At 70.1% G+C, this 26,139-nt stretch carries 22 protein-coding genes; 18 read left to right on the top strand and 4 right to left on the bottom strand.

Going from position 1 to position 26,139, the window contains the following annotated elements; genetic code table 11:
- Positions 1-225 precede the first annotated feature (225 nt).
- The gene (locus tag C7416_RS01310) at positions 226-1,605 is read left to right on the top strand and encodes an amino acid permease (RefSeq protein WP_111516757.1); all 1,380 of its coding nucleotides are present in this window, start codon (positions 226-228) and stop codon (positions 1,603-1,605) included.
- Between the two features lie 37 nt (positions 1,606-1,642).
- On the opposite strand, the gene C7416_RS01305 is transcribed toward C7416_RS01310, so the two are convergent.
- Positions 1,643-2,341 (bottom strand): Crp/Fnr family transcriptional regulator, encoded by a 699-nt coding sequence (locus C7416_RS01305; RefSeq protein WP_111516756.1) that lies wholly within the window; start codon positions 2,339-2,341, stop codon positions 1,643-1,645.
- Positions 2,342-2,642: 301 nt separating this feature from the next.
- Here C7416_RS01305 and C7416_RS01300 point away from each other — a divergent pair, with 301 nt between their 5' ends.
- From C7416_RS01300 to C7416_RS01285, 4 genes are all read left to right on the top strand, one after another.
- Complete coding sequence (locus tag C7416_RS01300) at positions 2,643-3,980, top strand: MFS transporter (RefSeq protein WP_111516755.1); 1,338 nt, start codon at positions 2,643-2,645, stop codon at positions 3,978-3,980.
- A 27-nt stretch (positions 3,981-4,007) separates the two neighbouring features.
- Entirely contained in the window at positions 4,008-4,766 is a 759-nt protein-coding gene (locus C7416_RS01295) for a class II aldolase/adducin family protein (protein ID WP_111516754.1), read from the top strand.
- A gap of 30 nt (positions 4,767-4,796) precedes the next feature.
- Positions 4,797-5,912, top strand: coding sequence for a M14 family metallopeptidase (locus C7416_RS01290; protein ID WP_111516753.1), 1,116 nt, complete (start codon positions 4,797-4,799; stop codon positions 5,910-5,912).
- 95 nt (positions 5,913-6,007) lie between these two features.
- Positions 6,008-7,150, top strand: a complete 1,143-nt coding sequence (locus C7416_RS01285; protein ID WP_111516752.1) for a glycosyltransferase — start codon at positions 6,008-6,010, stop codon at positions 7,148-7,150.
- Positions 7,151-7,159: 9 nt separating this feature from the next.
- Here the strand turns inward: C7416_RS01285 and hpnA are convergent, their stop codons facing one another.
- Positions 7,160-8,167 (bottom strand): hopanoid-associated sugar epimerase, encoded by a 1,008-nt coding sequence (gene hpnA, locus C7416_RS01280; protein ID WP_111516751.1) that lies wholly within the window; start codon positions 8,165-8,167, stop codon positions 7,160-7,162.
- Positions 8,168-8,386: 219 nt separating this feature from the next.
- Here hpnA and ispH point away from each other — a divergent pair, with 219 nt between their 5' ends.
- From ispH to C7416_RS01250, 6 genes are all read left to right on the top strand, one after another.
- Positions 8,387-9,385 (top strand): 4-hydroxy-3-methylbut-2-enyl diphosphate reductase, encoded by a 999-nt coding sequence (gene ispH, locus C7416_RS01275; RefSeq protein ID WP_111516750.1) that lies wholly within the window; start codon positions 8,387-8,389, stop codon positions 9,383-9,385.
- A gap of 20 nt (positions 9,386-9,405) precedes the next feature.
- Positions 9,406-10,578 carry an adenosyl-hopene transferase HpnH gene (hpnH, locus tag C7416_RS01270; protein WP_111516749.1) on the top strand — a complete coding sequence of 391 codons (1,173 nt, stop codon included), beginning with the start codon at positions 9,406-9,408 and terminating at the stop codon, positions 10,576-10,578.
- A 10-nt stretch (positions 10,579-10,588) separates the two neighbouring features.
- Positions 10,589-11,878 carry a bacteriohopanetetrol glucosamine biosynthesis glycosyltransferase HpnI gene (gene hpnI, locus C7416_RS01265; protein WP_111516748.1) on the top strand — a complete coding sequence of 430 codons (1,290 nt, stop codon included), beginning with the start codon at positions 10,589-10,591 and terminating at the stop codon, positions 11,876-11,878.
- Entirely contained in the window at positions 11,875-13,299 is a 1,425-nt protein-coding gene (hpnJ, locus tag C7416_RS01260) for a hopanoid biosynthesis associated radical SAM protein HpnJ (protein WP_111516747.1), read from the top strand. Before hpnI ends, hpnJ begins: the two co-directional genes overlap by 4 nt.
- 62 nt (positions 13,300-13,361) lie before the next feature.
- Entirely contained in the window at positions 13,362-14,177 is an 816-nt protein-coding gene (gene hpnK, locus C7416_RS01255) for a hopanoid biosynthesis-associated protein HpnK (RefSeq protein WP_111517451.1), read from the top strand.
- Positions 14,178-14,186: 9 nt separating this feature from the next.
- Positions 14,187-15,203, top strand: coding sequence for a lysylphosphatidylglycerol synthase domain-containing protein (locus C7416_RS01250; RefSeq protein WP_111516746.1), 1,017 nt, complete (start codon positions 14,187-14,189; stop codon positions 15,201-15,203).
- Between the two features lie 26 nt (positions 15,204-15,229).
- On the opposite strand, the gene C7416_RS01245 is transcribed toward C7416_RS01250, so the two are convergent.
- Positions 15,230-15,874, bottom strand: a complete 645-nt coding sequence (locus tag C7416_RS01245) for an MlaC/ttg2D family ABC transporter substrate-binding protein (protein WP_111516745.1) — start codon at positions 15,872-15,874, stop codon at positions 15,230-15,232.
- A 195-nt stretch (positions 15,875-16,069) separates the two neighbouring features.
- Between C7416_RS01245 and hpnN the strand changes: the two genes are divergently transcribed.
- Together hpnN and C7416_RS01235 are read left to right on the top strand one after the other, a co-directional pair.
- Positions 16,070-18,706 carry a hopanoid transporter HpnN gene (gene hpnN, locus C7416_RS01240; RefSeq protein ID WP_111517450.1) on the top strand — a complete coding sequence of 879 codons (2,637 nt, stop codon included), beginning with the start codon at positions 16,070-16,072 and terminating at the stop codon, positions 18,704-18,706.
- 36 nt (positions 18,707-18,742) lie between these two features.
- Positions 18,743-19,549 (top strand): MlaA family lipoprotein, encoded by an 807-nt coding sequence (locus C7416_RS01235; RefSeq protein WP_111516744.1) that lies wholly within the window; start codon positions 18,743-18,745, stop codon positions 19,547-19,549.
- Between the two features lie 5 nt (positions 19,550-19,554).
- Here the strand turns inward: C7416_RS01235 and C7416_RS01230 are convergent, their stop codons facing one another.
- Positions 19,555-20,007, bottom strand: coding sequence for an FKBP-type peptidyl-prolyl cis-trans isomerase (locus C7416_RS01230; protein WP_111516743.1), 453 nt, complete (start codon positions 20,005-20,007; stop codon positions 19,555-19,557).
- A gap of 208 nt (positions 20,008-20,215) precedes the next feature.
- Between C7416_RS01230 and C7416_RS01225 the strand changes: the two genes are divergently transcribed.
- From C7416_RS01225 to C7416_RS01205, 5 genes are all read left to right on the top strand, one after another.
- Positions 20,216-21,550, top strand: a complete 1,335-nt coding sequence (locus C7416_RS01225) for a tetratricopeptide repeat protein (protein WP_111516742.1) — start codon at positions 20,216-20,218, stop codon at positions 21,548-21,550.
- A gap of 81 nt (positions 21,551-21,631) precedes the next feature.
- Positions 21,632-22,012 (top strand): DUF6152 family protein, encoded by a 381-nt coding sequence (locus C7416_RS01220; protein ID WP_111516741.1) that lies wholly within the window; start codon positions 21,632-21,634, stop codon positions 22,010-22,012.
- A 13-nt stretch (positions 22,013-22,025) separates the two neighbouring features.
- On the top strand, positions 22,026-22,538 hold the full coding sequence (locus tag C7416_RS01215) for a DUF6644 family protein (protein WP_111516740.1): 513 nt from the start codon (positions 22,026-22,028) through the stop codon (positions 22,536-22,538).
- Between the two features lie 444 nt (positions 22,539-22,982).
- Positions 22,983-24,002: a helix-turn-helix transcriptional regulator gene (locus C7416_RS01210; RefSeq protein ID WP_111516739.1), complete on the top strand. Its 1,020-nt coding sequence runs from the start codon at positions 22,983-22,985 to the stop codon at positions 24,000-24,002.
- 166 nt (positions 24,003-24,168) lie between these two features.
- Positions 24,169-26,139: Ig-like domain-containing protein (locus tag C7416_RS01205; protein ID WP_146604247.1), on the top strand; the 1,971-nt coding region annotated here is incomplete at its 3' end.

Here is a 26,139-nt window from a genome sequence, read left to right as displayed (position 1 = left end):
CACCCTCCCCGGGCTTGCCATGTCATTGCGCGCGGCCGCCGACATCCCGCGGCGCCAGCAACTTTTCCTGCATTTCCGCACGAATTCAGCAACAAATATCCCCGTTATCTGATTAACCTGCCGGCTCTTTTCCGTTTGCGTGCGCCGCAAACGTAAAAGTTCTCTGCCCCCGCCGGCCCCACAAGGACTGGCGCGGCCATTCAGATCACACGGAGACAACGAACAATGAGTGCAAGCGCAGAACATCTGCAACGCGGCCTGGGCGAACGCCATATCCGGCTGATGGCGCTGGGATCGGCCATCGGCGTGGGCCTGTTCCTGGGCGCGGGCAATGCCATCAAGATGGCCGGCCCGGCGATCATGCTGGCCTACCTGATCGGCGGCGCGGTGATCTTCCTGATCATGCGCGCGCTGGGCGAGATGGCCGTGCACAACCCGGTGGCCGGCTCGTTCTGCCGCTACGCGCAGGACCACATGGGCCCGCTGGCGGGCTACCTGACCGGCTGGAACTACTGGTTCCTGTGGCTGGTGACCTGCGTGGCCGAGATCACCGCCGTAGCCATCTACATGGGCATGTGGTTCCCCGACGTGCCGCGCTGGATCTGGGCGCTGGCGGCATTGGCGGCGATGGGCTCGGTCAACCTGATGGCGGTCAAGGCCTATGGCGAGTTCGAGTTCTGGTTCGCCATGATCAAGATCGTCACCATCGTGCTGATGCTGATCGGCGGCGGCGCGATGATCGTGTTCGGCTTCGGCAACGGCGGCGTCGCCACCGGCATCTCCAACCTGTGGGCGCACGGCGGCTTCATGCCCAACGGCGCCTCGGGCGTGCTGATGTCGCTGCAGATGGTGATGTTCGCCTACCTCGGCGTCGAGATGATCGGCCTGACCGCCGGCGAGGCGCGCAACCCGAAGAAGTCGATTCCCGACGCGATCAACTCGGTGTTCTGGCGCATCCTGATCTTCTACGTCGGCGCGCTGTTCGTGATCCTGGCGCTGTACCCGTGGAACGAGATCGGCGCGCAGGGCAGCCCGTTCGTGCTGACCTTCGAGCGCCTGGGCATCAAGACCGCCGCCGGCATCATCAACTTCGTGGTGCTGACCGCGGCGCTGTCGTCGTGCAACGGCGGCATCTTCAGCACCGGGCGCATGCTGTATAACCTGTCGCTGCAGGGCCAGGCGCCGGCGGCCTTCGCCAGGGTCGACCGCAACGGCGTGCCGCGCCGCGCGCTGCTGGTGTCGATCGCCGCGCTGCTGGCCGGCGTGCTGCTCAACTACCTGGTGCCGGAAAAGGTCTTTGTCTGGGTGACCGCAATCTCCACCTTCGGCGCGGTCTGGACCTGGGCCATCATCCTGGTCACGCAGATCCAGTTCCGGCGCTCGCTCGCGCCGGCGGCGCGCAAGGCGCTGGCGTTCCGCATGCCGTTCTGGCCGTATGGCTCGTATATCGCGCTGGCGTTCCTGGCGCTGGTGGTGGCACTGATGGCCTACTTCCCCGATACCCGCGTGGCGCTGTACGTGGGGCCGGGCTGGCTGGTGCTGCTGACGATCTGCTACTACGCGCTCGACATGCGCTCGCGCGGGCCGGTGAGCTACCGCGCCTGATACAACCTGCGACGTGAAAGGCCGGTGCCCGCCGGCCTCAGCCCTGCGCCAGCCGCGCCAGCCGGCTGGCATCCCGTACCGTGACGCGCCCGTAGTGATGGGCGATCACGCCGTCCTTCTCCCAGGCACGGAGAATCTGGCTGACCCGCTGCCGGGTCACCCCGACCAGCTGGGACAACAGTTCCTGCGACAGGGCCAGGTCGATCTCCATCCCTTGTGCCGTCTCGCTCCCGTATTGCCGGGCCAGCTCCAGCAAGCGCAGCGCAAAGCGCTGCTCGCCCGGCTGCATCAGGAATGCCTCGACCCCGGCCAGCAGGGCACGCACGCGCGCGCTCTGCAGCTGCAGCAGGTGGCGCGCCAGCGCCGGGTGGGCATCGAGCAGCGCGTGGAAATCGGCCGGCGCCACCTGCAGCAGCCGGGTGGCGCCGTGGGCGCAGGCGTCGTGCGCACGCGGCAGGCCATCGATCATCGACAGTTCGCCGAACCAGCTGCCCGGCTCCATCAGGCCGACCGTGGCCTCCTTGCCCGCCATCGACGTGCCGCTCAGGCGCACGGCCCCTTCCAGCACCCCGTACAGGCCATCGCCGCCGTCGCCGCGGCGATAGACCATGGCACCGGCGGCCACTTCGCGCGGACGGGCGCGCGCGGCGAGATCGCGCCGTACCGGCGCCGGCAACGCGGCAAACCAGGGGTTGGAAAGCAGGATCTGCTGCTGGGGCTGGCTGAGTTCAGGCATGGGAAGCGGGGCGGAACGCGCTGACGGCGGCTGTGCCGTCACGGACTGCAAATTCCTGACAGATTCGCGGGCGCATGGCGGGCATGATGCCCCCACAACGACGGAGACACGATCATGCCCCAAATCCCCCGCACGCACCACGGCAGCCGCTGACGGCGCGCATCCTGGCTGCTGCGCGATGGCAGCCTCTTTCTCGATCCCTGCACCGGCGCGGCGCGACACGCGCACCGCCATGTCCAGCCACCCGCGGCGCCCTCGCGCCGCGTGGGCGCGCCGCGCGCGCCCCCTTCCGGGACCTTGCATGCATGCACCAGCCAGCCAGCTTGCCGGCGCGACCGAACTCGCGCCGCAGGCACTGTCCGCCGCACAGGCCGACGCGGTCTTTGCGCGGGTATCGCGCCGCCTGATCCCGTTTCTGTTCCTGTGCTACCTCCTCAACTTTATCGACCGCGCCAACGTCGGCTACGCCCAGCTCCAGATGAAATCGTCGCTGGGCTTCAGCGACGCGGCGTACGGCATCGGCGCCACCATGTTCTTCGTTGGCTACGCGCTGTTCGAGGTGCCGAGCAACCTGCTGCTGCAGCGTATCGGCGCGCGCGCGACGCTGTTCCGCATCATGGTGCTGTGGGGGCTGGCGTCGGCCGGCACCATGCTGGTCAGCACGCCCGCGCAGTTCTACGCGGTGCGGTTCCTGCTCGGCGTGTTCGAGGCCGGCTTCTTCCCCGGCGTGCTGCTGTACCTGACTTACTGGTTCCCGCCCGAGCGCCGCGCCCGCGCGATCGCGCTGATCCTGTCGGCCAGCGTGGCGGCCGGCCTGGTCTCGGGGCCGCTGTCGGGCTGGATCCTCAACGCCATGGACGGCACGCACGGGCTGGCCGGCTGGCAGTGGATGTTCCTGCTCGAAGGGGCGCCGACCGTGCTGCTGGGCGCGCTGGTGTTCGCGGTGCTGCCCGACCGTCCCGACGACGCGCCCTGGCTCGACGCGCGCGAGAAGGCGCTGATCCGCGCCCTGGCCGGCTCCGCGAGCAAGCCACCGCAACGGCACAGCCTGATGCCCGTGCTGCGCGACCCGCGCATCTACCTGCTTGCCTTCGGCGCCTTCGTCAACGGTTGTGCCGGCTACTTCCTTGCGTTCTGGGTTCCGACCATGGTGCGCGAGCTGGGCGTCGAAGACCCGCAGGCGATCGGCCTGTACGCGGTGATCCCCAACCTGTTCGGCCTGGTGGCGATGATCCTGTACAGCCGCCATGCCGACCGCCACAACGAGCAGCGCCGGCACTGGGGACTTGCCTTCCTGGTGGCCGCGGCGGGCTTTGCCGCGCTGGGGCTGGCGGTGCCGCACAGCCTGCCGTGGACGCTTGCCGCGGTGGCGTTCGGCGGCTCGGCGCTGGTGTCATCGACGCCGGTGTTCTGGGCCATGGCGACGCGCTACCTGCCCGCGGCGCGGGCCGCCGCCGGCATTGCCTATATCAACTCGCTCGCCAGCCTGGCCGGCGCCACGCCCGCGGCGGTCGGCATCGCCAAGTCGTACACCGGCAGCCTGGCGTGGCCAAGCTGGACCATCGCCGCGCTGCTGCTGGCCGCCGCGCTGGCGGTCATGGCCGGCATGCGCAACGCGCTGCCGGACCATCGTGCCTGAATCGTTTCCCACTCTGAAAGGAATCCCATGTCTTCGTCCGCTGTCCGCGCCAACGTGTCGCCCGCCGAATGGCAAACCCGTGTCGATCTTGCCGCCGCCTACCGCCTGGTGGCGCTGTACGGGTGGGACGACCTGGTCTTCACGCATCTGTCGGCGCGCATCCCGGGCACCGAGAGCTTCCTGATCAATCCGTACGGCATGATGTTCGACGAGATCACTGCGTCGTCGCTGGTGAAGATCGACCTGGCCGGCAACAAGCTGGCGCCGTCGCCCTATGAAATCAACCCGGCCGGCTTCACCATCCACAGCGCGGTCCATGCCGCGCGCGCGGACGCCGGCTGTGTCATGCATACGCACTCGCTCAACGGCATCGCGGTGTCCGCGCAGGCTGAGGGCCTGCTGCCGCTGTCGCAGCAATCGCAATTCATCCTGCCCGCGCTCGCCTATCACGACTACGAGGGCATCGCCGTCAATGCCGACGAAAAGCCGCGCCTGGTGCGCGACCTCGGCGGCAAGCACGTGATGCTGCTGCGCAACCACGGCCTGCTGACGCTGGGCAGCACGATCGCCGATGCCTTCGTGGCGCTGTATTTCGCCGAAGCGGCCTGCGCGATTCAAGTGCGCGCGCAGGCCGGCGGCGGCGCGCTGCGGCCGATCCCCGGTGAAATCCAGCTGGGCATCGCCGCACAGGCGCGCGTCACCACGCTCGACCTGGGACCTGAGCGCCTGGTCTGGCCAGGCCTGCTGCGCCGGCTGGACCGCCGCAACCCGGGCTATGCGGACTGACCTGACCGACCAACCCGACCCAGAGCCCCCATGCACCCGTCCGCGCTGTTCTCCCAAACCTATGCCGAAGCCCGTTCCAAGTTTCTTTACGCCGCCCGCGACGCGGGGCTGCGGGTGGAAAGCACCGTCCACCCGCTGCGCGGGCGCCATGGCGAGGCCCTCGCCGTCGATGTCGCGCGCCATGGCCGCGGCGATGCCAGCCGGCTGCTGATCGTCAGCAGCGGCTGCCACGGCGTCGAAGGCTTTGCCGGCTCGGGTGTGCAGGCTGGCCTGCTGCTCGATGGCAGCTTCCACCGGCAGGCCAGCGCGGCGGATGTGGCGGTCCTGTATGTGCACGCCCTCAACCCGTGGGGCTTCTCCTGGTGGCGCCGCTGGACCGAGGACAACATCGACCTGAACCGCAATTTCCGCGACTTCGACGCGCCCGCGCCCGCCAACCCCGGCTATGCGCAACTGGCACAGGCCCTGGTGCCCGAGACCTGGCCCAGCGCCGAGGCCGACCAGGTGCTGTGGGACTATGTCGCCGCACATGGCATGCGCGCCATCGAAACCGCGGTCGCGGCCGGGCAATACAGCCATCCGGACGGGCTCTTCTTCGGCGGCGATGCGCCGACGTGGTCGCACCGCGCGCTGCTGGAGATCCTGCGCCAGCATGCCACGCAATGCCGCGAACTGGCCTGGCTCGACCTGCACACCGCGACCGGCGCGCAGGCGCAGGCCACGCCGGTGCTGATGTCGCCCGACGAGCCTGACGCGCTGGCACGGGCCCGCGCATGGTGGGGCAGCGGCGTGACGCAGCTGGAAGACGGCAACGGTCCGATGGTGCCGCGCCTGGGCACACTGGCCGTCGGCGTGCGCCCCGCCTTTGCCCAGGCGGCATACACCAACCTGGTGCTGGAGTTCGGCACCGAGACCGGCGAAGAGGTGCTCAACGCGCTGCGCGCGGCGCAATGGCTCGACCGCCAGCCGGACCCCGATGCGGCGGTGCGGGCGGCCATCGATCGCCGCATCCGGGATGCCTTCTACACCGACACCGACGCGTGGAAGCGGGCCACCCTGGCCCAGGGCCTCGATGCCGCCTGCCGGGCCGTGGCCGGACTGGCCGGCGGCATGAGCGTCCGGCGCGCCGTACCCGGCCTGCCCTGACACTGCGCGGGCCGCGGTGATGCATGTGCCGGCGGCTCTCGCTAGAATGGCCCCGGACCATCCCACCGCAGGCTTGGTGAAATAAGGGGCAATCCATGCGCATCGCCATGGCGCTGTCACTGCTGTCGCTCACGATCTGGGCCGTGCTGCTGTTCGGGCGTGCCGGCTTCTGGCGCGTGCGCAGGCCCCCACCCGCGCCGCCGCCGGCGCACTGGCCGGAAGTGGTCGCCATCATCCCCGCGCGCGACGAGGCCGAGGTCATCGGCAGCGCGGTGGCTGCAGTGCTGGGCCAGCGCTACCCGGGCCCACTCGCGCTGGTGGTGGTGGACGACCACAGCGCGGACGGCACCGCCGATATCGCCCGCGCCTCAGCGGCCACCACCGCACGCCCGCATGCGCTCACCGTCATCGGCGCGCGCGAACTGCCGGCCGGCTGGAGCGGCAAGGTCTGGGCGCAGTCCGAAGGCCTGGCCGCCGCCGACTGCATCGCGCCGCAGGCACGCTATGTCTGGCTGACCGATGCCGACATCCGCCACGGAGCGGGCGTGCTGGCCGGCCTGGTGGCGCGCGCGGAGGCGGAGCGGCGCGACCTGGTCTCGCTGATGGTGCGCCTGCGCTGCGTCTCGGCGTGGGAACGGCTGGTGGTGCCGGCCTTTGTCTTTTTCTTCGCCAAGCTCTACCCCTTTGCCCGCGTGCGCGATCCGCGCAGCCGCGTGGCCGCCGCGGCCGGCGGCTGCATGCTGGCGCGCCGCGCGGCGCTGGCGCGCATCGGCGGCTTTGCCGCGATCCGCGGCGAGCTGATCGACGACTGCAGCCTGGCCGCGCGCATCAAGCCCGGCGGTGCCATCCGGCTGGAGCTGGCCGACGACAGCGTGTCGCTGCGCCCCTATGACGACTGGCGCAGCCTGTGGGACATGATCGCGCGCAGCGCCTACACGCAGTTGCGTCATTCGCCGCTGTGGCTGGCGGGCGCGGTCGCCGGCATGGTGCTGACCTACCTGGTGCCGCCGGTGCTTGCGCTGGGCTGGCGCGTGTGGCCGGCCTGGCTGGCCTGGGCCGCGATGGCGCTGGCCTACCTGCCGATGCTGCGCGAATACCGGCAGCCGTGGTGGCTGGCGCCGCTGCTGCCGGCGACGGCGCTGTTCTACCTGGGCGCGACGCTCGACTCGGCGCGGCGCTATCGGCTGCGGCGCGGCGGCCAGTGGAAGGGCCGCAGCCAAGCCCCGGTGCGCCCCTGAGCCGGGGGCTCAGGATCGGCCCAGGTATCCGTGCGCGCGGAACCAGGCCAGCGCGTCGCGCAGCCCCTCCTGGTACGGGCGCGGCTGATACCCCAGTTCCTTGCGCGCCTTGTCCGAGGTAAAGAACATCCGGTAGCGGGACATATTGAGTCCATCGACAGTCAGGAACGGCTCCTTGCCGGTCAGCCGCGCCGCCGCTTCTGCGCCGTAGGCCAGCGGATACAGCGGCCAGCGCGGCAGCTGCAGGGTCGGCGGGCGCCGGCCGCACAGCTCGGCGATATCGCGCAGCATCTGCTGCAGCATCACGTCCTGCCCGCCCAGGATGTAGCGCTCGCCGGTGCGGCCGCGCTCCAGCGCCAGCAAATGCCCGTGGGCGACGTCGTCGACATGGGCCAGGTTCAGCCCGGTATCGACGAAGGCCGGGATCTTGCCGGTGGCGGCCTCGACGATGATGCGGCCGGTCGGCGTGGGCCGCACGTCGCGCGGGCCGATCGGGGTGGACGGATTGACGATGACTGCGGGCAGGCCGTGTTCGGCGATCCGTTGCTCGACCACGCGCTCGGCCAAGACCTTGCTGCGCTTGTAGGCGCCAATGGCTTCATGCGGGCGCATCGCCGCGGTCTCGTCCACCGGCGCCTGCGCGCCGGCGACGCGCAGCGTCGCCACGCTGCTGGTATAGACCACGCGCTCGACGCCGGCCCGCTGCGCGGCTTCCATCACCGCCAGCGTGCCGTCCACATTGGTGCGCACGATGTCTTCCGGATCGCGCGCCCACAGCCGGTAGTCGGCGGCCACGTGGAACAGGTAGCGCACGCCCTGCAGCGCCGCGGCCACCGCGGCGGCATCGCGCATGTCGCCCTGGACCACGGTCAGCGGCAGCCCGGCAAGATTGGTGCGCGGGCTCTGCGGGCGCACCAGCACGCGCACGCGCCAGCCCCGCGCCAGCGCCTGGCGCGCCACCGCCGATCCCAGGAAACCCGCGGCACCGGTCACCAGCACGTCATCGTTTTTGCTCATCAGCCCGTTTCCTCGCAAGGCGGCGTCGCCTGGGCCGGCCCGGCGCCGATCATGGCGGCGCCAGACAAAGCCGGCGTGTCGGGTATATAGTAACCACCGTGCGAGGAAAATGTGATCCGCGGCGGATCTCCGGTGGGTCTGGCTGGATACCCGGCATCGTTTTCCGTTGCGCGATCCCAAACACTGAAACCCGTAGCAAAAGGGTCGGGGGCCTACTCCATGCAGGTGATTCTTGCTCAGCCCCGGGGCTTCTGTGCCGGCGTGGTGCGCGCGATCGAGATCGTCGACCGCGCCCTCGTGAAGCACGGTGCGCCGGTGTTCGTGCGGCATGAGATCGTGCATAACAAGCACGTGGTACAGGGACTGAAGGACAAGGGCGCGCGTTTCGTCGAGGAGCTGGACGAAGTGCCGCCCGGCGCGGTCACCATCTTCAGCGCGCACGGGGTCTCGCGCGAGGTCGTCGCCGATGCCCGCCAGCGCCAGCTGCATGCCATTGACGCCACCTGCCCGCTGGTGATCAAGGTCCACACCCAGGGCCGCCAGTACGCCGCCAGCGGCCGCACCGTGATCCTCATCGGCCATGCCGGCCACCCCGAGGTCGAAGGCACCATGGGCCAGATTCCCGGCAAGGTCATCCTGGTGCAGAACGAGGCCGACGTCGGCAAGCTCGACCTGCCCGACGACACCCCGGTCGCCTACGTCACCCAGACCACGCTGAGCGTGGACGACACCCGCAACATCATCGCCGCGCTCGGACGGCGCTTCAGCAACCTGGTCGGCCCCGATACGCGCGATATCTGCTACGCCACGCAGAACCGCCAGAGCGCGGTGCGCGACCTGTGCAAGCTGGCCGACGTGATCCTGGTGATCGGCGCGACCAACAGTTCCAACTCCAACCGCCTGCGCGAGATCGGCACCGAGAGCGGCGTGCCCAGCTACCTGATCGCCGAAGGCAGCGAGCTCGACCCGGCCTGGGTGCGCGACGCCAATGTGGTGGGCATCACCGCGGGCGCCTCGGCCCCCGAGGCCATGGTCGAAGACGTGATCGCGGCGCTGCGCCGGCTGGGCCCGGTCGAGGTCAGCACCATGGCCGGGCGCGAAGAGCATGCCGAGTTCCGGCTGCCGGCCGAGCTGGCCGACGTCAAGCTGCCATCGGCACCGGCCGGGGACGGCACGGACGCCGCGCCGGCCGACGCCAACGAGAACATTGCAGGCTGAACCAACCAGAGGAAGCTGTCGTGGCCATTCCGCTCCTGCAGGTTGCCCGCGTGGGTGCCTATATCGTCGGCAAGCACCTGTCGCGGCAGAAACGCTATCCGCTCGCGCTGATGCTGGAACCGCTGTTCCGCTGCAACCTGGCGTGCTCGGGCTGCGGCAAGATCGACTACCCGGATCCCATCCTGAACCAGCGCCTGTCGGTGCAGCAGTGCCTGGAGGCGGTGGACGAGTGCGGCGCGCCGGTGGTGTCGATTGCCGGCGGCGAGCCGCTGCTGCACAAGGACATGCCGCAGATCGTGCAAGGCATCATCCGGCGGCGCAAGTTCGTCTACCTGTGCACCAATGCGCTGCTGATGGAAAAGAAGCTGGACCAGTACCAGCCCAGCCCGTATTTCATCTGGTCGGTGCACCTGGACGGCGACCGCGAGATGCATGACCGCTCGGTGTGCCAGGAAGGCGTGTACGACCGCTGCGTCGAGGCGATCCGCGCGGCCAAGGCGCGCGGCTTCCGCATCAATATCAATTGCACGCTGTTCAACGACGCGCAGCCCGAGCGCGTGGCCAGGTTCTTCGATTCGGTCAAGGCGCTGGGCGTCGATGGCATCACCGTGTCGCCGGGCTATGCCTATGAGCGCGCGCCGGACCAGCAGCACTTCCTGAACCGCGGCAAGACCCGCCAGCTGTTCCGCGACATCCTCAGCCGCGGCCGCGCGGGCAAGAACTGGGCGTTCAGCCAGTCGACGCTGTTCCTCGACTTCCTCGCCGGCAACCAGACCTACCACTGCACCCCGTGGGGCAACCCGGCGCGCACGGTATTCGGCTGGCAGCGGCCGTGCTATCTGGTCGGGGAAGGCTATGCCGCGACCTTCCGCGAACTGATGGAAGAGACCGACTGGGACGCCTACGGCACCGGCAACTACGAAAAATGCGCCGACTGCATGGTGCACAGCGGCTACGAAGCCACTGCCGTGGCCGATACCTTTGCCCATCCGCTCAAGGCGCTCGGCGTCAGCCTGCGCGGCGTGCGCACCAGCGGCCCGATGGCGCCGGACATTGCGCTGGACCGGCAGCGGCCGGCCGAATACGTGTTCTCGCGCCACGTCGAGATCAAGCTCGAGGAAATCCAGCGCACCCGGCCGCCCGCGCAGCAGCCGCGGCCGGCCGAGGCGCCTGCCAGCGCCGCCACGCACTGAAGCCATTGCCATGGCCGCCGGACTTGCCAGCATCCTGCCCGGCGCAGCGCTGGTCTGCGTGGCGGCTGGCTATGCACTGGCCGCGGCCTGGCTGTCGCGACGCAAGCCCGCGCCACGCGGCGCCATGGCCGCCACGCCGGTCAGCGTGCTCAAGCCGCTGTGCGGCGCCGAACCCCGGCTCTACGCCAACCTGGCGACCTTCTGCCGGCAGCGGCATCCGTGCTTCCAGCTGGTGTTCGGCGTGCGTGCCCCGGACGATCCCGCCATCGCGGTGGTGGAGCGGCTGCGCCGCGACTTCCCGGCCTGCGACATCGCACTGGTGATCGACCCGCGGGTGCATGGCAGCAACCTCAAGGTCAGCAACCTGATCAACCTGTCCGGCACGGCCCGGCACGATGCGCTGGTCATCGCCGACAGCGACGTCGCAGTGGCGCCGGACTACCTGGCCCGCGTGACGGCGCCGCTGGCGGATGCCGGCGTGGGCGTGGTCACCTGCCTGTACCGTGGCCATGCCATCGGCGGCTTCTGGGCGCGCCTGGGCGCGCAGTTCATCGACGACTGGTTTGTGCCGGCGGTGCGCATCGCCCACGCGGGCGGCTCGCGGCGCTTTGCCTTTGGCGCGACCATCGCGTTGCGCCGCGATGCGCTGGCGGCCGTCGGCGGCTTCGCGGCCTTGCGCGACCGGTTGGCGGACGATTTCTGGCTGGGCGAACTGACGCGGCGACTGGGCTTGCGCACGGTGTTGTCGGAGGTGGTGGTGACGACCGACATCACCGAAGACCGCTTTACGCTGCTGTGGCGGCATGAGCTGCGCTGGATGCGCACGATCGCCTCGCTGAACCCGGCGGGCTATGCGTTCAGCTTCGTCACCTTCACCTGGCCGATGCTGGCGCTGGGCATGTGGCTGGCGCCGCTGCCGCTGGTGATCGCCACGGCGGCCGTCGGCGCGATGGCGCGCAGCGTGCTTGCGGGCAGCGTCGCGGCGGCACTGCGGGCGCCGTTGCGCGATGGCTTGCTGCTGGCGTGCTGGGCGCTGGCATTGGTGGGCAAGCGCGTGTGGTGGCGGGAGCAGGTGCTGTCGGTAGGTGAAGGGCGGCACTCCGGTCGAACGCCGGCCCTCTCCCCCGCCCCTCTCCCGCAAGCGGGAGAGGAGAGAACACCGGCAGGCGCGGAAATCCCGAGGGTTCGCTCCCCTCTCCCGCGCGCGGGAGAGGGGCTGGGGGAGAGGGCCAGCGCCGCCACGAAGTCCTCACCTGACACCCCACCTTTCACCGGCATCCATACCGAGAGGCCGCTATGAAAAAAACCCTGTTCCTGCAGGCCCCGTCCTTCGACGGCTTCGATGGCGGCGCCGGTTCGCGCTACCAGGCCAAGCGCGAGATCAAGTCGTTCTGGTACCCCACCTGGCTGGCGCAGCCTGCAGCACTGGTCCCCGGCAGCCGCGTGCTCGATGCACCGGCCGACGGCCTGACCGTGCAGCAGGCGCTGGAGATCGCCACGGACTATGAGCTGGTGATCATCCACACCAGCACGCCGTCGTTCCCCACCGACGCCAAATTTGCCGAGGCGCTCAAGCAGCGCCATCCCGGCGTGATGGTCGGCATGGTCGGCGCCAAGCCCGCGGTCGATCCCGGCGGCACGCTGGGCGCGAGCGACGCCATCGACTTCGTCTGCCGCGAGGAATTCGACTACACCTGCCTGGATGTCGCCGCGGGCAAGCCGCTCAAGGACATTCTCGGGCTGTCCTATCGGCTGCCGGACGGCTCGTTCGAGCACAACGGCCAGCGCCCGATGATCGAGGACATGGACGCGCTGCCGTTCGTGGCGCCGGTCTACCAGCGCGACCTCAAGATCGAGAACTACTTCATCGGCTACCTGAAGCATCCTTACGTGTCGATCTACACAGGGCGCGGCTGCCGTTCGCGCTGCACCTTCTGCCTGTGGCCGCAGACCGTGGGCGGGCACCGCTACCGCACCCGCTCGGCGGCCAGCGTGATTGCCGAGGTGAAATGGATCAAGGAGAACATGCCCGAGGTCAAGGAGATCATGTTCGACGACGACACCTTCACCGACTTCAAGCCGCGCGTCGAAGAGATCGCGCGCGGCCTGGGCCAGCTGGGGGTGACGTGGTCGTGCAACGCCAAGGCCAACGTGCCGTACAGCACGCTCAAGATCATGAAGGAAAATGGGCTGCGCCTGCTGCTGGTGGGCTACGAGTCCGGCGACGACCAGATCCTGCTGAACATCAAGAAGGGCCTGCGCACCGACATCGCGCGCCGCTTTACCGAAGACTGCCGCAAGCTCGGCATCCAGATCCACGGCACCTTCATCCTGGGCCTGCCGGGCGAGACCCGCGAGACCATCGAGAAGACCATCGAGTACGCCAAGGAAATCAACCCGCACACCATCCAGGTCTCGCTGGCCGCGCCCTACCCCGGCACCGCGCTGTACCGCCAGGCGGTGGAGAACGGCTGGCTCGAGGAGAACAAGGTCATCAACCTGGTCAACGACCAGGGCGTGCAGCTGGCGGCGATCAGCTACCCGCACCTGTCGAAGGAGGACATCTACCACGGCGTCGAAACCTTCTACAAGCGCTTCTACTTCCGCCCCGGCAAGATCTGGGAGATCGTGCGCGAGATGCTCGGCAGCTGGGACATGATGAAGCGGCGCCTGCGCGAAGGCGTGGAGTTCTTCCGCTTCCTGCGCTCGCACGAGGCCTGATCCTGGCCGGGTCGCTTTCCGCTGCGGCACCCAGTGCGGCACCCGCCGCGGCACACTGCGCGCTGATCGTCACCGCCGACGACTTCGGGCTGCACCCGGCCGTCAACGAAGCGGTCGAGCTGGCCCACCGCGACGGCGTGCTCAACGCCGCCAGCCTGATGGTGGGCGCGCCTGCGGTGGCGGATGCGGTGGCGCGCGCGCGCCGGTTGCCGGCGCTGCGCGTGGGCCTGCACGTGGTGCTGGCCGATGGCCCGGCCACGCTGCCGCGCGCGCGCATCCCGGCGCTGGTCGATGCGCAAGGCCGCTTCGGCTCGGCCATGGCGCGGGACGGTTGCCGCTTCTTCTTCCTGCCTGCAGTGCGCCGCCAGCTCGCCACGGAAATCCGCGCGCAGTTCGAGGCCTTCGCCGCCACCGGCCTGGCGCTGGACCACGTCAATACGCACAAGCATTTCCACCTGCATCCCACCGTGCTGTCGCTGATCCTGTCGATCGGTCGCGAGTACGGGCTGCGCGCGATGCGGCTGCCGCGCGAGGCGGGCGCGCCCTGGCTGCTGCGCCCGTGGCTGGCGTTGCTGCGCCGCCGGCTGGACCGCGCCGGCATTGCGCACAACGACTACGTGGTCGGCATCGCGCGCAGCGGCCAGATGGACGAGGCTGCGCTGCTGCAGGCGCTGGCGCAACTGCCCGCGGGCGTGGGCGAGATCTACCTGCATCCGGCGGTGGTGTCCGGCGCCGCCATCGCTCCATCTATGCATGGCTACCGCCACGCCGACGAACTCGCCGCGCTGCTGTCGCCGCGCGTGCGCGCCGCGCTGGAGCAGGCATCCCAGCGGCGCGGCGGCTTTGCCGATGTGCTCGGCGGCAGGACCTTCCGCTGACGCTTGCCGATGAAACGCCTGGCCTACCTGACCGGACTGCTCGGGCTGCTGGCGCTGACCGCGCTGGTGATCCACCAGGGCGCCGGCGATATCGCCGCCGTGATGGCCCGGGGCGGCTGGCCGCTGTTGCTGCTGGTGCCGCTGCACGCGCTGCCGCTGCTGCTCGACGCGCAGGGCTGGCGCGTGCTGCTGACCTCCGCCGATCCCGATGAACGAGCCGGCGTCGGCTTCCTGTGGTGGGTCGCCGCGGTGCGCGAGGCGGTGGGCCGCCTGCTGCCCACGGTCGGCGTGGGCGGCGAGCTGGTCGGCATCCGCCTGACCCGGCTGCGCATCCATGACACCACCGCGGTCACCGCCAGCGTGGTGGTCGAAGTGATGGTGACGATGTTCTCGCAATACCTGTTCGCCGCCACCGGCGTGCTGATGCTGGTGGTCGCGCTGCAGCAGCGCGCCGGCGCGTGGATCATCCTGGCCGGCCTGCTGCTGTCGCTGCCGGTGCCGGTGCTGTTCGCGCTGTCGCTGCGCCACGCCGCCTTGTTCGAGAAGCTGGAGGGCGCCGCGCGCCGGCTGTTCGGCGCCGACCACCGCATCGTCGCGCTGATCGACGGCGCGCGCCTGGACGCGCATATCCGCGCGCTCAACCGGCGCCACCGCGAACTGGCGAAGGCCCTCGGATGGCAACTGGCCGGGCTGCTCAGCGGCACGCTGGAAATCTGGCTGGCGCTGTGGCTGCTGGGCCATCCGGTGCCGTTCTGGCAAGCACTGGCGATCGAGTCGCTGACGCAGGCCGCGCGCCATGTGGCGTTCTTCGTGCCGGCGGGGCTGGGCGTGCAGGAAGCGGTGGTGATGCTGCTGGGCCAGGTGCTGGGGATGAGCGCGGAGGTGGCGCTGGCGCTGGCGCTGGTCAGGCGCGCGCGCGAGATCCTGTTCGGGGTGCCGGCGCTGCTGTCATGGCAGTGGGTGGAACTGCGCCTCTGGCGGCGCGGCAGCGATAGCAGCAGCGATGGCGGACAGCCTGCGCGCTAGCTTGCGGCAGCGGCCGCAGGGGTGGCTCAGATCTCCGACGCCTGGCGCGCGTTGTGCGTGGTCAGGTACTTCACCAGCCCGTCGACCCCGTTGCGCGCGACGATGTCGGCAAACTGCTTGCGGTACACCTCGATCAGCCACGCCCCCATCATGTTGATGTCATAGATCTTCCAGCCGGTCGCGGTGCGCTGCAGCCGGTAGTCGATCTGCATCTCGTCGGCGTTGTTGATCACGCGCGTCTGCACCACCACATCGGTGGCGCCGCTGGCGGCCTTGCCCGGCTGGTAGCGGAACCTGACGTTCTGCTCGCGCAGTTGCGCCAGCGAGACCGCATAGCTGCGCACCAGCAGGGTCTGGAACTGCTCGTAAAGTTGTTGCTGCTGCTCCGGCGTGGCCGTGCGCCAGGCGCCGCCCAGCGCCAGCCGCGTGGTGCGCTGGAAATCGGTGTAAGGCAGGAATTGCTTCTGCACGACCGCGGTGATCTTGCCGAGGTCGCCGGCGCGGGTCTCCGGCTGGGACTGGATCGTGCCGATCACGCCCTCCACCGCGGCCTGCACCAGCCGCTCGGGGCTGGCGCGCAGGTCGCCGGGCTGGACTGCCTGGGCGTGCACGACGGATGCCATGGCCATCGCTGCAAGCGGCGCCACGGAAAGCAAACGGGGAATCGTCATGGATGCAAGAGCGGGGAAATGACGGAAGGCGGTGTGGCGGCGGCGCCGTACTACACGGCGCCCCGGCCGGCACCGGCTGACAGTGTATAGCGGATCGGCCCGCCTCGCGGCGACGCTCGCGCCGCATGGCGCATGCCGCATACCGCATGGCGCCAGCCGATATACTCGCGGTTCGTGCTCCTTCCGGATCCGCCCATGCTGACCTCGCTGCTGACACGCATCGTCCGGCTTGCCACCGCCTGGCCGTGGCGCGTCATCCTGCTGGCGGCACTGCTGACGGCCGCCAGCGGCGTCTACGTGGCCCGCAACTTTGCCATCAACACCGACATCGGCCGCCTGCTGGATTCCGACGAGCCGTGGGCCCAGCGCGACGAGGCCATCGCCAGGGCCTTTCCGCAACGCGGCCAGATGATCCTGGCGGTAGTGCAGGCGCCGGCCGCGGAGCTGGCCGATGCCGCCGCCGATACGCTGGCCGAAGCCTTGCGCCGGCAGCCGGCGCGTTTCACCGCGGTCGGCCAGCCCGGCGGCGGCGCCTTCTTCGCGCGCAACGGGCTGCTGTTCGCCGGCACCGATGAAGTCAACCAGCTGACACAGCAACTGACGCAGGCGCGGCCGCTGGTCAACGCCCTCGCGCACGATCCGACGTTGCGCGGCCTGTCCGATGTGCTCACCACCACGCTGGCGCTGCCGCTGCAGATGGGGCAGGTCAAGCTGGGCGACATGACCGGGCTGATGGGCAGCAGCGCGCGCACGCTGGACCAGGTGCTGGCCGGCAAGCCCGCCGCGCTGTCGTGGGCGGGCCTGCTCGACGCCAGCCTCAAGCCCGGCCCCGACGGCCAGGTCTACCGCTATGTCGCGCTCAGCCCGGTGCTCGACTACAGCGACCTCAAGGCCGGCGCCGCGGCCGCGCGCGCGATCCGCCACGCCGCGGACGAACTGCAGCTGGTGCAGCGCTACCAGGCCTCGGTGCGCCTGACCGGCCCGCAGGCGCTGGCCGACGATGAATTCGCCTCGGTCAGCGACGGTGCCGTGCTCAACGGCGTGCTGACGGTGCTGGCGGTGGTGCTGATCCTGTGGCTGGCGCTGCGCTCGGCGCGGCTGATCGTGGCAGTGCTCGCGAGCCTGTTCGCCGGACTGCTGATCACCGCCGCGCTGGGGCTGGCCATGGTCGGCGCGCTGAACATGATCTCGGTGGCCTTCGCGGTGCTGTTCGTCGGGCTGGGCGTGGACTTCGGCATCCAGTTCGGCGTGCGCTACCGCGCCGAGCGCCACGACCGCGACCATATCGTCGATGCGCTGGGGCTGGCCGCGCGCGGCGTCGGCGCGCCGCTGGCGCTGGCCGCCGCGGCCACGGCGGCGGCGTTCTTCTGTTTCCTGCCCACCGACTACCGCGGCGTGGCCGAACTGGGCCTGATCGCCGGCGTCGGCATGGTGGTGGCGTTCGCCACCACCTTCACGCTGCTGCCGGCGCTGATCGCGGTGCTCCGGCCCGGCGGCGAATCCGCGTCGCCCGGCTTTGCCTGGCTGGCGCCGGCGGACCGCTTCTTCGACCGCTACCGCAAGCCGGTGCTGCTGGTGACGCTGCTCGCCATCCTCGCGGGCGCGCCGCTGCTGCCGCACCTGCGCTTCGACTTCGACCCGCTGCACCTGAAGGACCCGCAGTCCGAATCGATGGCCACGCTGCTGTCGCTGCAGGACGCGCCGCAGGCCGGCACCGACGATGTCAGCGTGCTGGCGCCGTCGCTGCCGGCCGCGCACACGCTTGCTGGCCAGCTCTCGGCGCTGCCCGAAGTCGCGCGCGCGGTCACGCTGCAGAGCTTTATCCCCGACGACCAGCCGCCCAAGCTGCAGGCAATCGGCCAGGCCTCGGCCGCGCTGATGCCGGCGCTGACGCAGCCCACCGCGGCGCCCGCAAGCGACAACGCGCGCGTCAATGCGCTGCGCAACGCCGCGCGGCAGCTGGCCATCGCCGCCGACGAACATCCCGGCCCCGGCGCCGCCGAAGCGGCGCATCTTTCCGCCACGCTGAAGAAGCTGGCCGCAGCCGATGCGCCCACGCGCGACCGCGCCGAGCGCGCCATCGCCCTGCCGCTGCGGCTGGCCCTGGCAAAACTGAAGCTCGCTCTGACGCCGCAACCGGTCAGCCAGCAGACGCTGCCACCCGAACTGGTGCGCGACTGGATTGCCCCGGACGGGCGCGCGCTGGTCAATGTCAGCCCGAAGCTGCCGCCTCCCTCCAGCGCGCAGCGCGAAGCCGCGCTGGCACGCTTTATCGCCGCGGTGCAGCGCGTGGCGCCCGCCGCCACCGGAGGGCCGATTTCGATCCGCGGCTCGGCCGACACCATCATGACCGCGTTTGCGCAGGCGGGGGGCTGGGCGGTGCTGTCGATCACCATCCTGCTGTGGATCACGCTGCGCCGCTTCGGCGACGTGCTGCGCACGCTGATCCCGCTGCTGGTATCGGCCATCGTCACGCTGGAGCTGTGCGTAGTGTTCGGCATTGCGCTGAACTTTGCCAACGTGATCGCGCTGCCGCTGCTGCTGGGCGTGGGCGTGGCCTTCAAGATCTACTACGTGATTGCCTGGCGGCACGGCAAGACCCAGCTGCTGCAGTCCAGCCTGACGCACGCCGTGCTGTACAGCGCCGCCACCACCGCGGTTGCCTTCGGCAGCCTGTGGCTGTCGCAGCATCCCGGCACCGCCAGCATGGGCAAGCTGCTGGCGCTGGCGCTGGTGTGCACGCTGGTCGGCGCGGTGTTCTTCCAGCCGATCCTGATGGGCCGTCCGCGCGAAGGCAGCGAGCACGAGCCGGAGCGGCCAGCCCGGCCCTGAACCGTTCTTCCCGCGCGACCGATCCTGTCTGCCTCGATGCCTGTTCCGCCTCGCTTTACGACGCTCGCCACAGCCGCCATTGCCGCGACCATGCTCGCGGGCTGCGCCACCGGCCCGCAAGCCAGTCCGGACGATCCGCTGGAGCCGATGAACCGCGCCATCTTCACCGTCAACGACAAGCTGGACCAGTATGTCGCGGTGCCGGTGGCCAAGGGCTACAAGGCGGTCACGCCGGAGCCGGTGCGCGCGGCGGTCAGCAACTTCTATTCGAACCTCGCGGACATCGGCAACTTTGCCAACAACCTGCTGCAGGGCAAGGGCGTGGCGGCGGCGGAGAGTTTTATGCGGGTGGCGATGAATTCCGTGCTGGGCCTGGGCGGGCTGATCGATATCGCCACGCCGGCGGGGCTGCCGAAGCACTCGCAGGACTTCGGGCTGACGCTGGGCACGTGGGGCGTGCCGTCAGGACCCTACCTGGTGCTGCCGCTGTTCGGCCCCAGCTCTTTCCGCGACGGCGCGGGCCTGTATGTGAATTTCTGGTTCGATCCCACCACCTATGCCGAGCCCGCGGTGCGCAACTCGGTGTACGGGATGAACGTGGTCGACGTGCGCACCAACCTGCTGGGCGCGACCGACCTGCTCAAGTTGGCGGCGCTGGACAAGTACGCCTTTGTGCGCGACGCGTACCTGCAGCGGCGGCGCTACCTGCTCGGCGAGAACACCGCGTTGCCGGACTACGGCGATGACGAGGACGCCGGCGCGGAGGCGGTGCCGGCCACACCCGCCGCGCCGGCAGCCCCCGCCGGCACGCCGGCGCCCGCGCAGCCGCAGGCGCCGCGCTAAAGCACTTAGCTGCCGATACCCAGCAGCACCACTTCGAAGGTCAGCGTGGCGTTCGGCGGGATCGTGCCCGGCACGCCGCGCGCGCCGTAGGCGGTGCCCGGCGGACAGGTCAGGCGGGCCTTGCCGCCCACCTGCATGGCCTGCACGCCTTCGGTCCAGCACGGGATCACGCGGTTGAGCGGAAACGAGATCGGCTGGCCGCGCTTGTACGAGCTGTCGAATTCGGTGCCGTCCGCGAGCGTGCCGCGGTAGTGCACCTGCACCGTGTCGGTGGCCTTGGGCGAGGCGCCGGTGCCCTTGATCAGGTGCTGGATGGTCATGCCCGACGCCAGCGTCTGCGGGGCCGCGGCAGGGGCGGCAGGGGCGGCGGAGGCGGCAGGCGCCGAAGCGGCCGGCCCGGCAGCGCAGGCGGCGCCGGCAAGGGTCAGGGTGCCAAGGAAAAGCGCGAGTGTTTTCATGGAAGGCCTGCTCTCGAGGTCGTGATTGGGGATGCGGCAGTTTAACCGACCCGCGCCGCCGGTATGGCGGCGGCGGCATATCGCGCACCGCGGCGGCGCCGCCCGCAGGCATGGTGCGCCGCACCGCGGCGCGCCCGTTACACCGGGCGTTTTGCCGTCTACGATGGTTCGTGACAGCCCGCTGCCGTGCGGGCGCACGGAGACGGTCATGGCACTGACGGATTCCAGGGACCTCGCGGTCTCGACCCTGAACACGCGCTCGGTGGCGCAGTACGAGACCGCCCTGCGCCTGCTGAACGGCTATTACGGCGACCCGCTCGCCGTGATCGACGCGGCGCTGGCCGACGACCCCGGCTTCGCCATGGGCCATGCGCTGCGCGCCGCGCTGATGGTGACCTCCGGCGACGGCACCGCCGAGCCCATGCTGCGCCAGAGCGTCGAGGCCGGCGAAGCGCAGCACGCCCGCGCCAACGAGCGCGAGCGCCGCCATATCGCCGCGGCGCGCGCCTGGCTCGATGGCGATTTCGAGCGCGCCGTGCGCTGCTATGGCGACATCGTGATCGATTATCCACGCGACCTGCTGGCGCTGCAGACCGCGCACCTTGGCGACTTCCTGCTGGGCCAGTCGACCATGCTGCGCGACCGCGTGGCGCAGGCACTGCCGCACTGGGACGCCGCCATGCCAGGCTACGGCTACGTGCTCGGCATGCACGCCTTCGGCCTGGAAGAGACCCAGCTCTACGAGCGCGCCGAGGAGGCCGGACGGCGCGCGCTGGAATGCCAGCCGCGCGATCCGTGGGCGGTGCACGCGGTGGCGCACGTGATGGAGATGCAGGGCCGGCTCGCCGACGGCATTGCCTGGCTGGAAGGCCGGCGCCAGGACTGGGCCGACGACAACATGCTGGCGGTGCATAACTGGTGGCACCTGGCGCTGTTCCTGCTGGAAGACGACCGCACCGACGAGGTGCTGGCGCTGTACGACCGCGCCATCAGCCGGCCCGCGCCGGCGATCGCGCTGGACCTGGTCGATGCTTCCGCGCTGCTGTGGCGGCTGCACCTGCGCGGCGTCGACGTCGGCCGGCGCTGGCATGCGGTGGCGGATGACTGGCTCAGCCGCGGCGCGGCCGGCTATTACGCCTTCAACGACGTGCATGCGGTGATGGCCAGCCTGGGCGCGCAGCGCCCCGCCGCGGCCGACCAGGTGCGCGCCGCACTGGAACGGGCCGCGCTGGGCAACGGCACCAACGCGATGATGTCGCGCGAGGTGGGGCTGCCGGTGGCCGATGCGCTGATCGCGTTCGCGCAGGGCGATTACGCCACCGCCATCGAGCTGCTGGTGCCGGTGCGCCTGGTGGCCCACCGCTTCGGCGGCAGCCACGCGCAGCGCGACGTGATCGGCCTGACCCTGCTCGAAGCGGCGCTGCGCAGCGGCAGTGGCAACCTGGCGCTCGCGCTCACCGCCGAGCGCGCCGCGCTCAAGCCCGTCAGTCCGAGCCTGCGCCGGCTGGTGCAGCGCGCCGACACCTGCCGCGCGCAAACCTGAGGTGCTGGCCAACGCGGCGGCAAGGGCCGCAAGGACGGAAACGGGCGCCTATACTGCACCTGTCCTGACCGGAGACCCGCCATGCCCAGCATCCGCGCCCTGTTCCGTCCCGCCCTGCTTCGCCCCATCCTTGGCGCCGCCGCCCTGGCCATGGCGGCCGTGCCGGCCGTCGCCCACCACGGCTGGTCCACCTATGACGAGACCAAACCGATGACGCTGACCGGCAAGATCGTCGAAAGCCATTACGAGAATCCGCACGCGCATATCCGCATCGACGCCGGCGGCAAGCGCTGGCTGGCGGTGCTGGCCCCCGTGTCGCGCATGGAAGCGCGCGGCGCGACCTCGGACAAGGTCGCGGTGGGCCGCGAAGTCACGCTGGTCGGTTACGCCAGCAAGGAAAAACCGGACGAACTGCGCGCCGAGCGCATCACCGTGGACGGCAAGACGGTCGAGCTGCGCTGAGCCGGCACGCCGCATGCCGGCGCTGTTCACTGCATGGACGGAATGGGCCAGCACGCTGGCGCGGCTGCCGTTCGCGGCCGCGCTACGCAGTTCGGCGTGGGCCTATCCCGCGGTGGAGATCGTCCACCTCGCCGGCATGGCGCTGCTGTTCGGCTCCATCTTCGTGGTCGACATGCGGCTGGCGGGGCTTGGCCGGCGCATACCGGTCAGCCTGCTGCTGCGCCATGCGCTGCCCTTCACCATCGGCGCCTTCATCGCCGTCGCGGCCAGCGGCGTGCTGCTGTTCGTGGCCCACGCCGACGAGCTGGCCGCCAACCCGGCGTTCCTCGCCAAGCTGGGCCTGATCGTGCTGGCGCTCGCCAACGTGCTGTGCTTCCACGCCGGACCAGGCCGCAACCTGCATGACCGCGAGCGCGGCTGGGACGCCGACGCAGCGCCGCCTGCCAGCGCACGCCTGAATGCGATCCTGTCCATGGCCGCCTGGCTGCTGGTGATCTGCGCCGGACGGCTGATCGCCTATGTCTGAAGCGGCACGCCGCCGCTGACCAATGCCCCCGCCAACTGCGCGTAAACGCCAATCCCCGGCGGTTTTACCGGCAAGCACAATGTATTCACAATGCCGATATTCGATTAAAGTGATACACATTGTCGTAAATGTGAATTTCACCGCCAGATATTATTTTTATTTAAATCTGGTTTGCCGATAAAAAGACCGGCGACGCTCTTGCCTGGCACTACCTGGCTCCCCGCGGATGCGGCCCGTCACGGGCTGCGGCGAGCCTTGCAGGCATGTCCGTATGCCGCGGCGCATGGGGAACCCCTTTGCATGGCGTTGGCCGGCAAGGGCGCGGGGTCATCATGAGGTCCGGTTTGCCATCACGGCCTTGCCGTGGTTTTCGTGGGGGAAACCTGGCGGCGCATCCGCGCCGCCAGGCCGGCTTCGGCCATCACCCAGGAAAGGCATCGGCACATGACCAAAGCCATGATCCAGACCGCGCGCGTCGCGGCGAACAGCCCGGACCAGATCCACGCGGCGCTGTCGCAGCTCTATCCCGGGGTTGCGGTGCATACGGCGTCGCCCGCGCTGGAGTTCGAACTGCAGCAGCACCAGTTCGGCGAACTGGCGGTGCTCCGGCTTTCGACCACCACGGCGATCCAGCTCGACCTGGTGCAGCGCCTTGACGGCTACCTGCTGCTGACCGCCGCACAAGGCGCCGGCCTCGAGACCGGCAAGACGCCGGCCGCACCGCTGTCGCCCATGCCGCCATCCTTTGTGCTCGACATGCAGCAGGTCGGGGTCTGGCGCTGGCAGCCGGGCAGCTACGACATGGTCATGATCGACGGCGCGCGCCTGCACAACCGGTTGCGGCACCTGCTGGAACGACCGCTGGTGCAGCGCGTGAAATTCCACCAGTCGATCCCGGCCGATGCCCCGGCGCTGCAGCTGGCGCGGGCACTGGCCGGCGCCGCGCCCGGCTTGCGGCGCGACGACGCGCGCATGCGCGCGTGCGCGGCGGAGCTGGCGCTGAGCCTGGCCGATGCCCTCGCCTACGCCGTGCTGGACGATATCCCGCACAACTACTCGCTGCAGCTGGAGCAGCGCCACGCGGGCCCGTCGCCGCGCCACGTCAAGCGCGCGATCGACTATATCCATGCCAATGCCCACGCCGTACTGGCGCTGGACGACATCGCCCGCGCGGCGCGCGTCAGCGTGCGCACGCTGCAGGCCGGGTTCGCGCGCTTCCAGGGCTGCTCGCCGATGCAGTATGCCAAGCGCGTGCGGCTGGAGGGCGTCTACAGCGCCCTGCGCGGCGGCGAACTCGAGCATTCGGTGGCGCAGATCGCGCGGCAATGGGGCTTCAGCCACCTCGGCCAGTTCGCCCATGACTACCGCCTGGCGTTCGGCGAAACACCGTCGGAAACGCGGCGCACGCGCCAGAGCGCGTCGAACGACGAGGCCTTCGCCAGCCGCGGCGGCATGCCCGGCTGAGCCGCGCGCGCGCCGTATCGGGCCTGCCGCTATCGGGATTGCGCAGCGCCTATCAAACCGGCGCACTGTATCGAATCTGAAACAGATCACGCATGGACGAACGTGTGTGCGCGCGAATACTGTGCATGCACTACCTACCGGTCACTCAGGATGAAGGAGACTCAGCATGGCTTCGTCAGGCGTTCTGCTCAACCACACGGATGTTCCTGTTGCCCCCGGCACCCGCACCGTTGCATCACCTGACGGCCCCGCCAACTTCCTGATCGCGGCGCAGCGCGACAGCGTCGCCAACTTCGCGCGCGAAGGCAACGACCTGCTGCTGACGATGCGCGATGGCAGCACGCTGCGCATCCAGGGCTTCTTCACCAACGGCGCCCAGTACAACAACCTGGTGTTCGTGCAGGAAGACGGCCAATGGCTGGCCGACTTCAGCCAGGCGCTGGGCACGCAGGGCGATGGCGTGGCCGAGGCGGCCATGTTGTTCGAGCCGATCGGCGACAGCGCGTCCACGGCCTTGCTGCTGGGTCTGCTGGGCGCCGCTGCCGGTGCCGGCATTATCGCGGCCGCTGCCAGCGGTGGCGGCGGGGATGGCGGCGGCGGCGGCGTTGGCGGCGGCACCCCGCTGGCCACGCCTAAGGTGGTGCCCACCAACGGCGCTACGCTGTCCGGCACGGCCCCGGCCGGCAGCACGGTCGGCATCGACTTCAACGGCGACGGCAAGGCCGATGCCACCGTCACCGCCGACGCCGCGGGCAACTGGACCTATACCCCGGCGCAGCCGCTGGCCGACGGCACTGTGGTCAGCGTGACCGCCACCGACGGCTCCGGCAACACCAGCCCGCCGGCCACAGTGACCGTCGACGGCGCGGCCCCGGCAGCGCCCGCGATCAGCGCGGCCAGCAACGATGCCGGCACGGCGATCGTTGCCGGAGGCAGCACCAGCGACACCACGCCCACGCTTTCCGGCAGCGCCGAGGCCGGCAGCACCGTCAGCATCTACAGCGGCACCACCTTGCTCGGCACCGCCATCGCCGATGCGAACGGCCGCTGGAGCTTCACGCCGCCGTCCGGCCTGGCCGACGGCAACCATGCGCTGACGGTCACCGCTACCGACGCGGTCGGCAATACCGGCCCGGCGAGCGCGCCTTTCCTGCTGACGGTTGATACCGCAGCGCCCGCGGCGCCCACGATCACGCCCAGCGACGGCAGCGTCATCGCCGGCACCGCCGAGCCCGGCAGCACCATCCATATCGACCTGAACGGCGACGGGGCGCCCGATGCCACCGTCACCGCCAACGACAGCGGCGACTGGACCTACACCCCCTCGCCGGCGCTGGCCGACGGCGCCGTGGTCAGCGTCACCGCCACCGACGCCGCGGGCAATACCAGTCCGCCAGCCACCGCCACCATCGATACCAGCGCACCGGCCGCGCCGGTGATTGGCAGCGTCACGGACGACGCCACCCCGTCGACTGGCCCGCTCGCCGACGGCGACAGCACCAACGACGCCACCCCGACCCTGTCCGGCACCGCCGAAGCCGGCAGCACCATCAGCATCTACAACGGCACCACGCTGATCGGCACCACCACAGCCGACGCCACCACCGGCGCCTGGACCTTCACGCCCACGTCACCGCTACCTGACGGCGCCGTGAGCCTGACCGTCACCGCTACCGACGCCGCGGGCAATACCAGCGCACCGAGCACCGCCTTCACGCTGACGCTGGATGCCACGCCGCCGGCGATCCCGGCCATCACCGGCGCGACCGATGACAACCCGGTCAGCACCCCGCTGGCTTCCGGCGACAGCACCAACGATTCCACGCCTACCCTGGCGGGCACTGCCGATGCCGGCAGCACCATCAGCATCTACAACGGTGCCACGTTGATCGGCACTACCGTTGCCGATGCCACCACGGGCGCGTGGAGCTTCACCCCGACCACACCGCTGACCGACGGCCCGTATGCGCTGACCGCTACCGCTACCGATGCGGCGGGCAACACCAGCGCGCCGACCGCTGCCTTCAACCTCACTGTCGACACCGCCGCACCCGGCACGCCGAGCATCACGCAGGCCAGCGGCACCACGATCTCCGGCACCGCCGAAGCCGGCAGCACCATCGCTATCGACCTCGAT

This window comes from Cupriavidus phytorum (assembly GCF_003254285.1).
Classification (GTDB): Bacteria; Pseudomonadota; Gammaproteobacteria; order Burkholderiales; family Burkholderiaceae; genus Cupriavidus; species Cupriavidus phytorum.
This window is presented reverse-complemented; position numbering and strand designations above follow the sequence as displayed.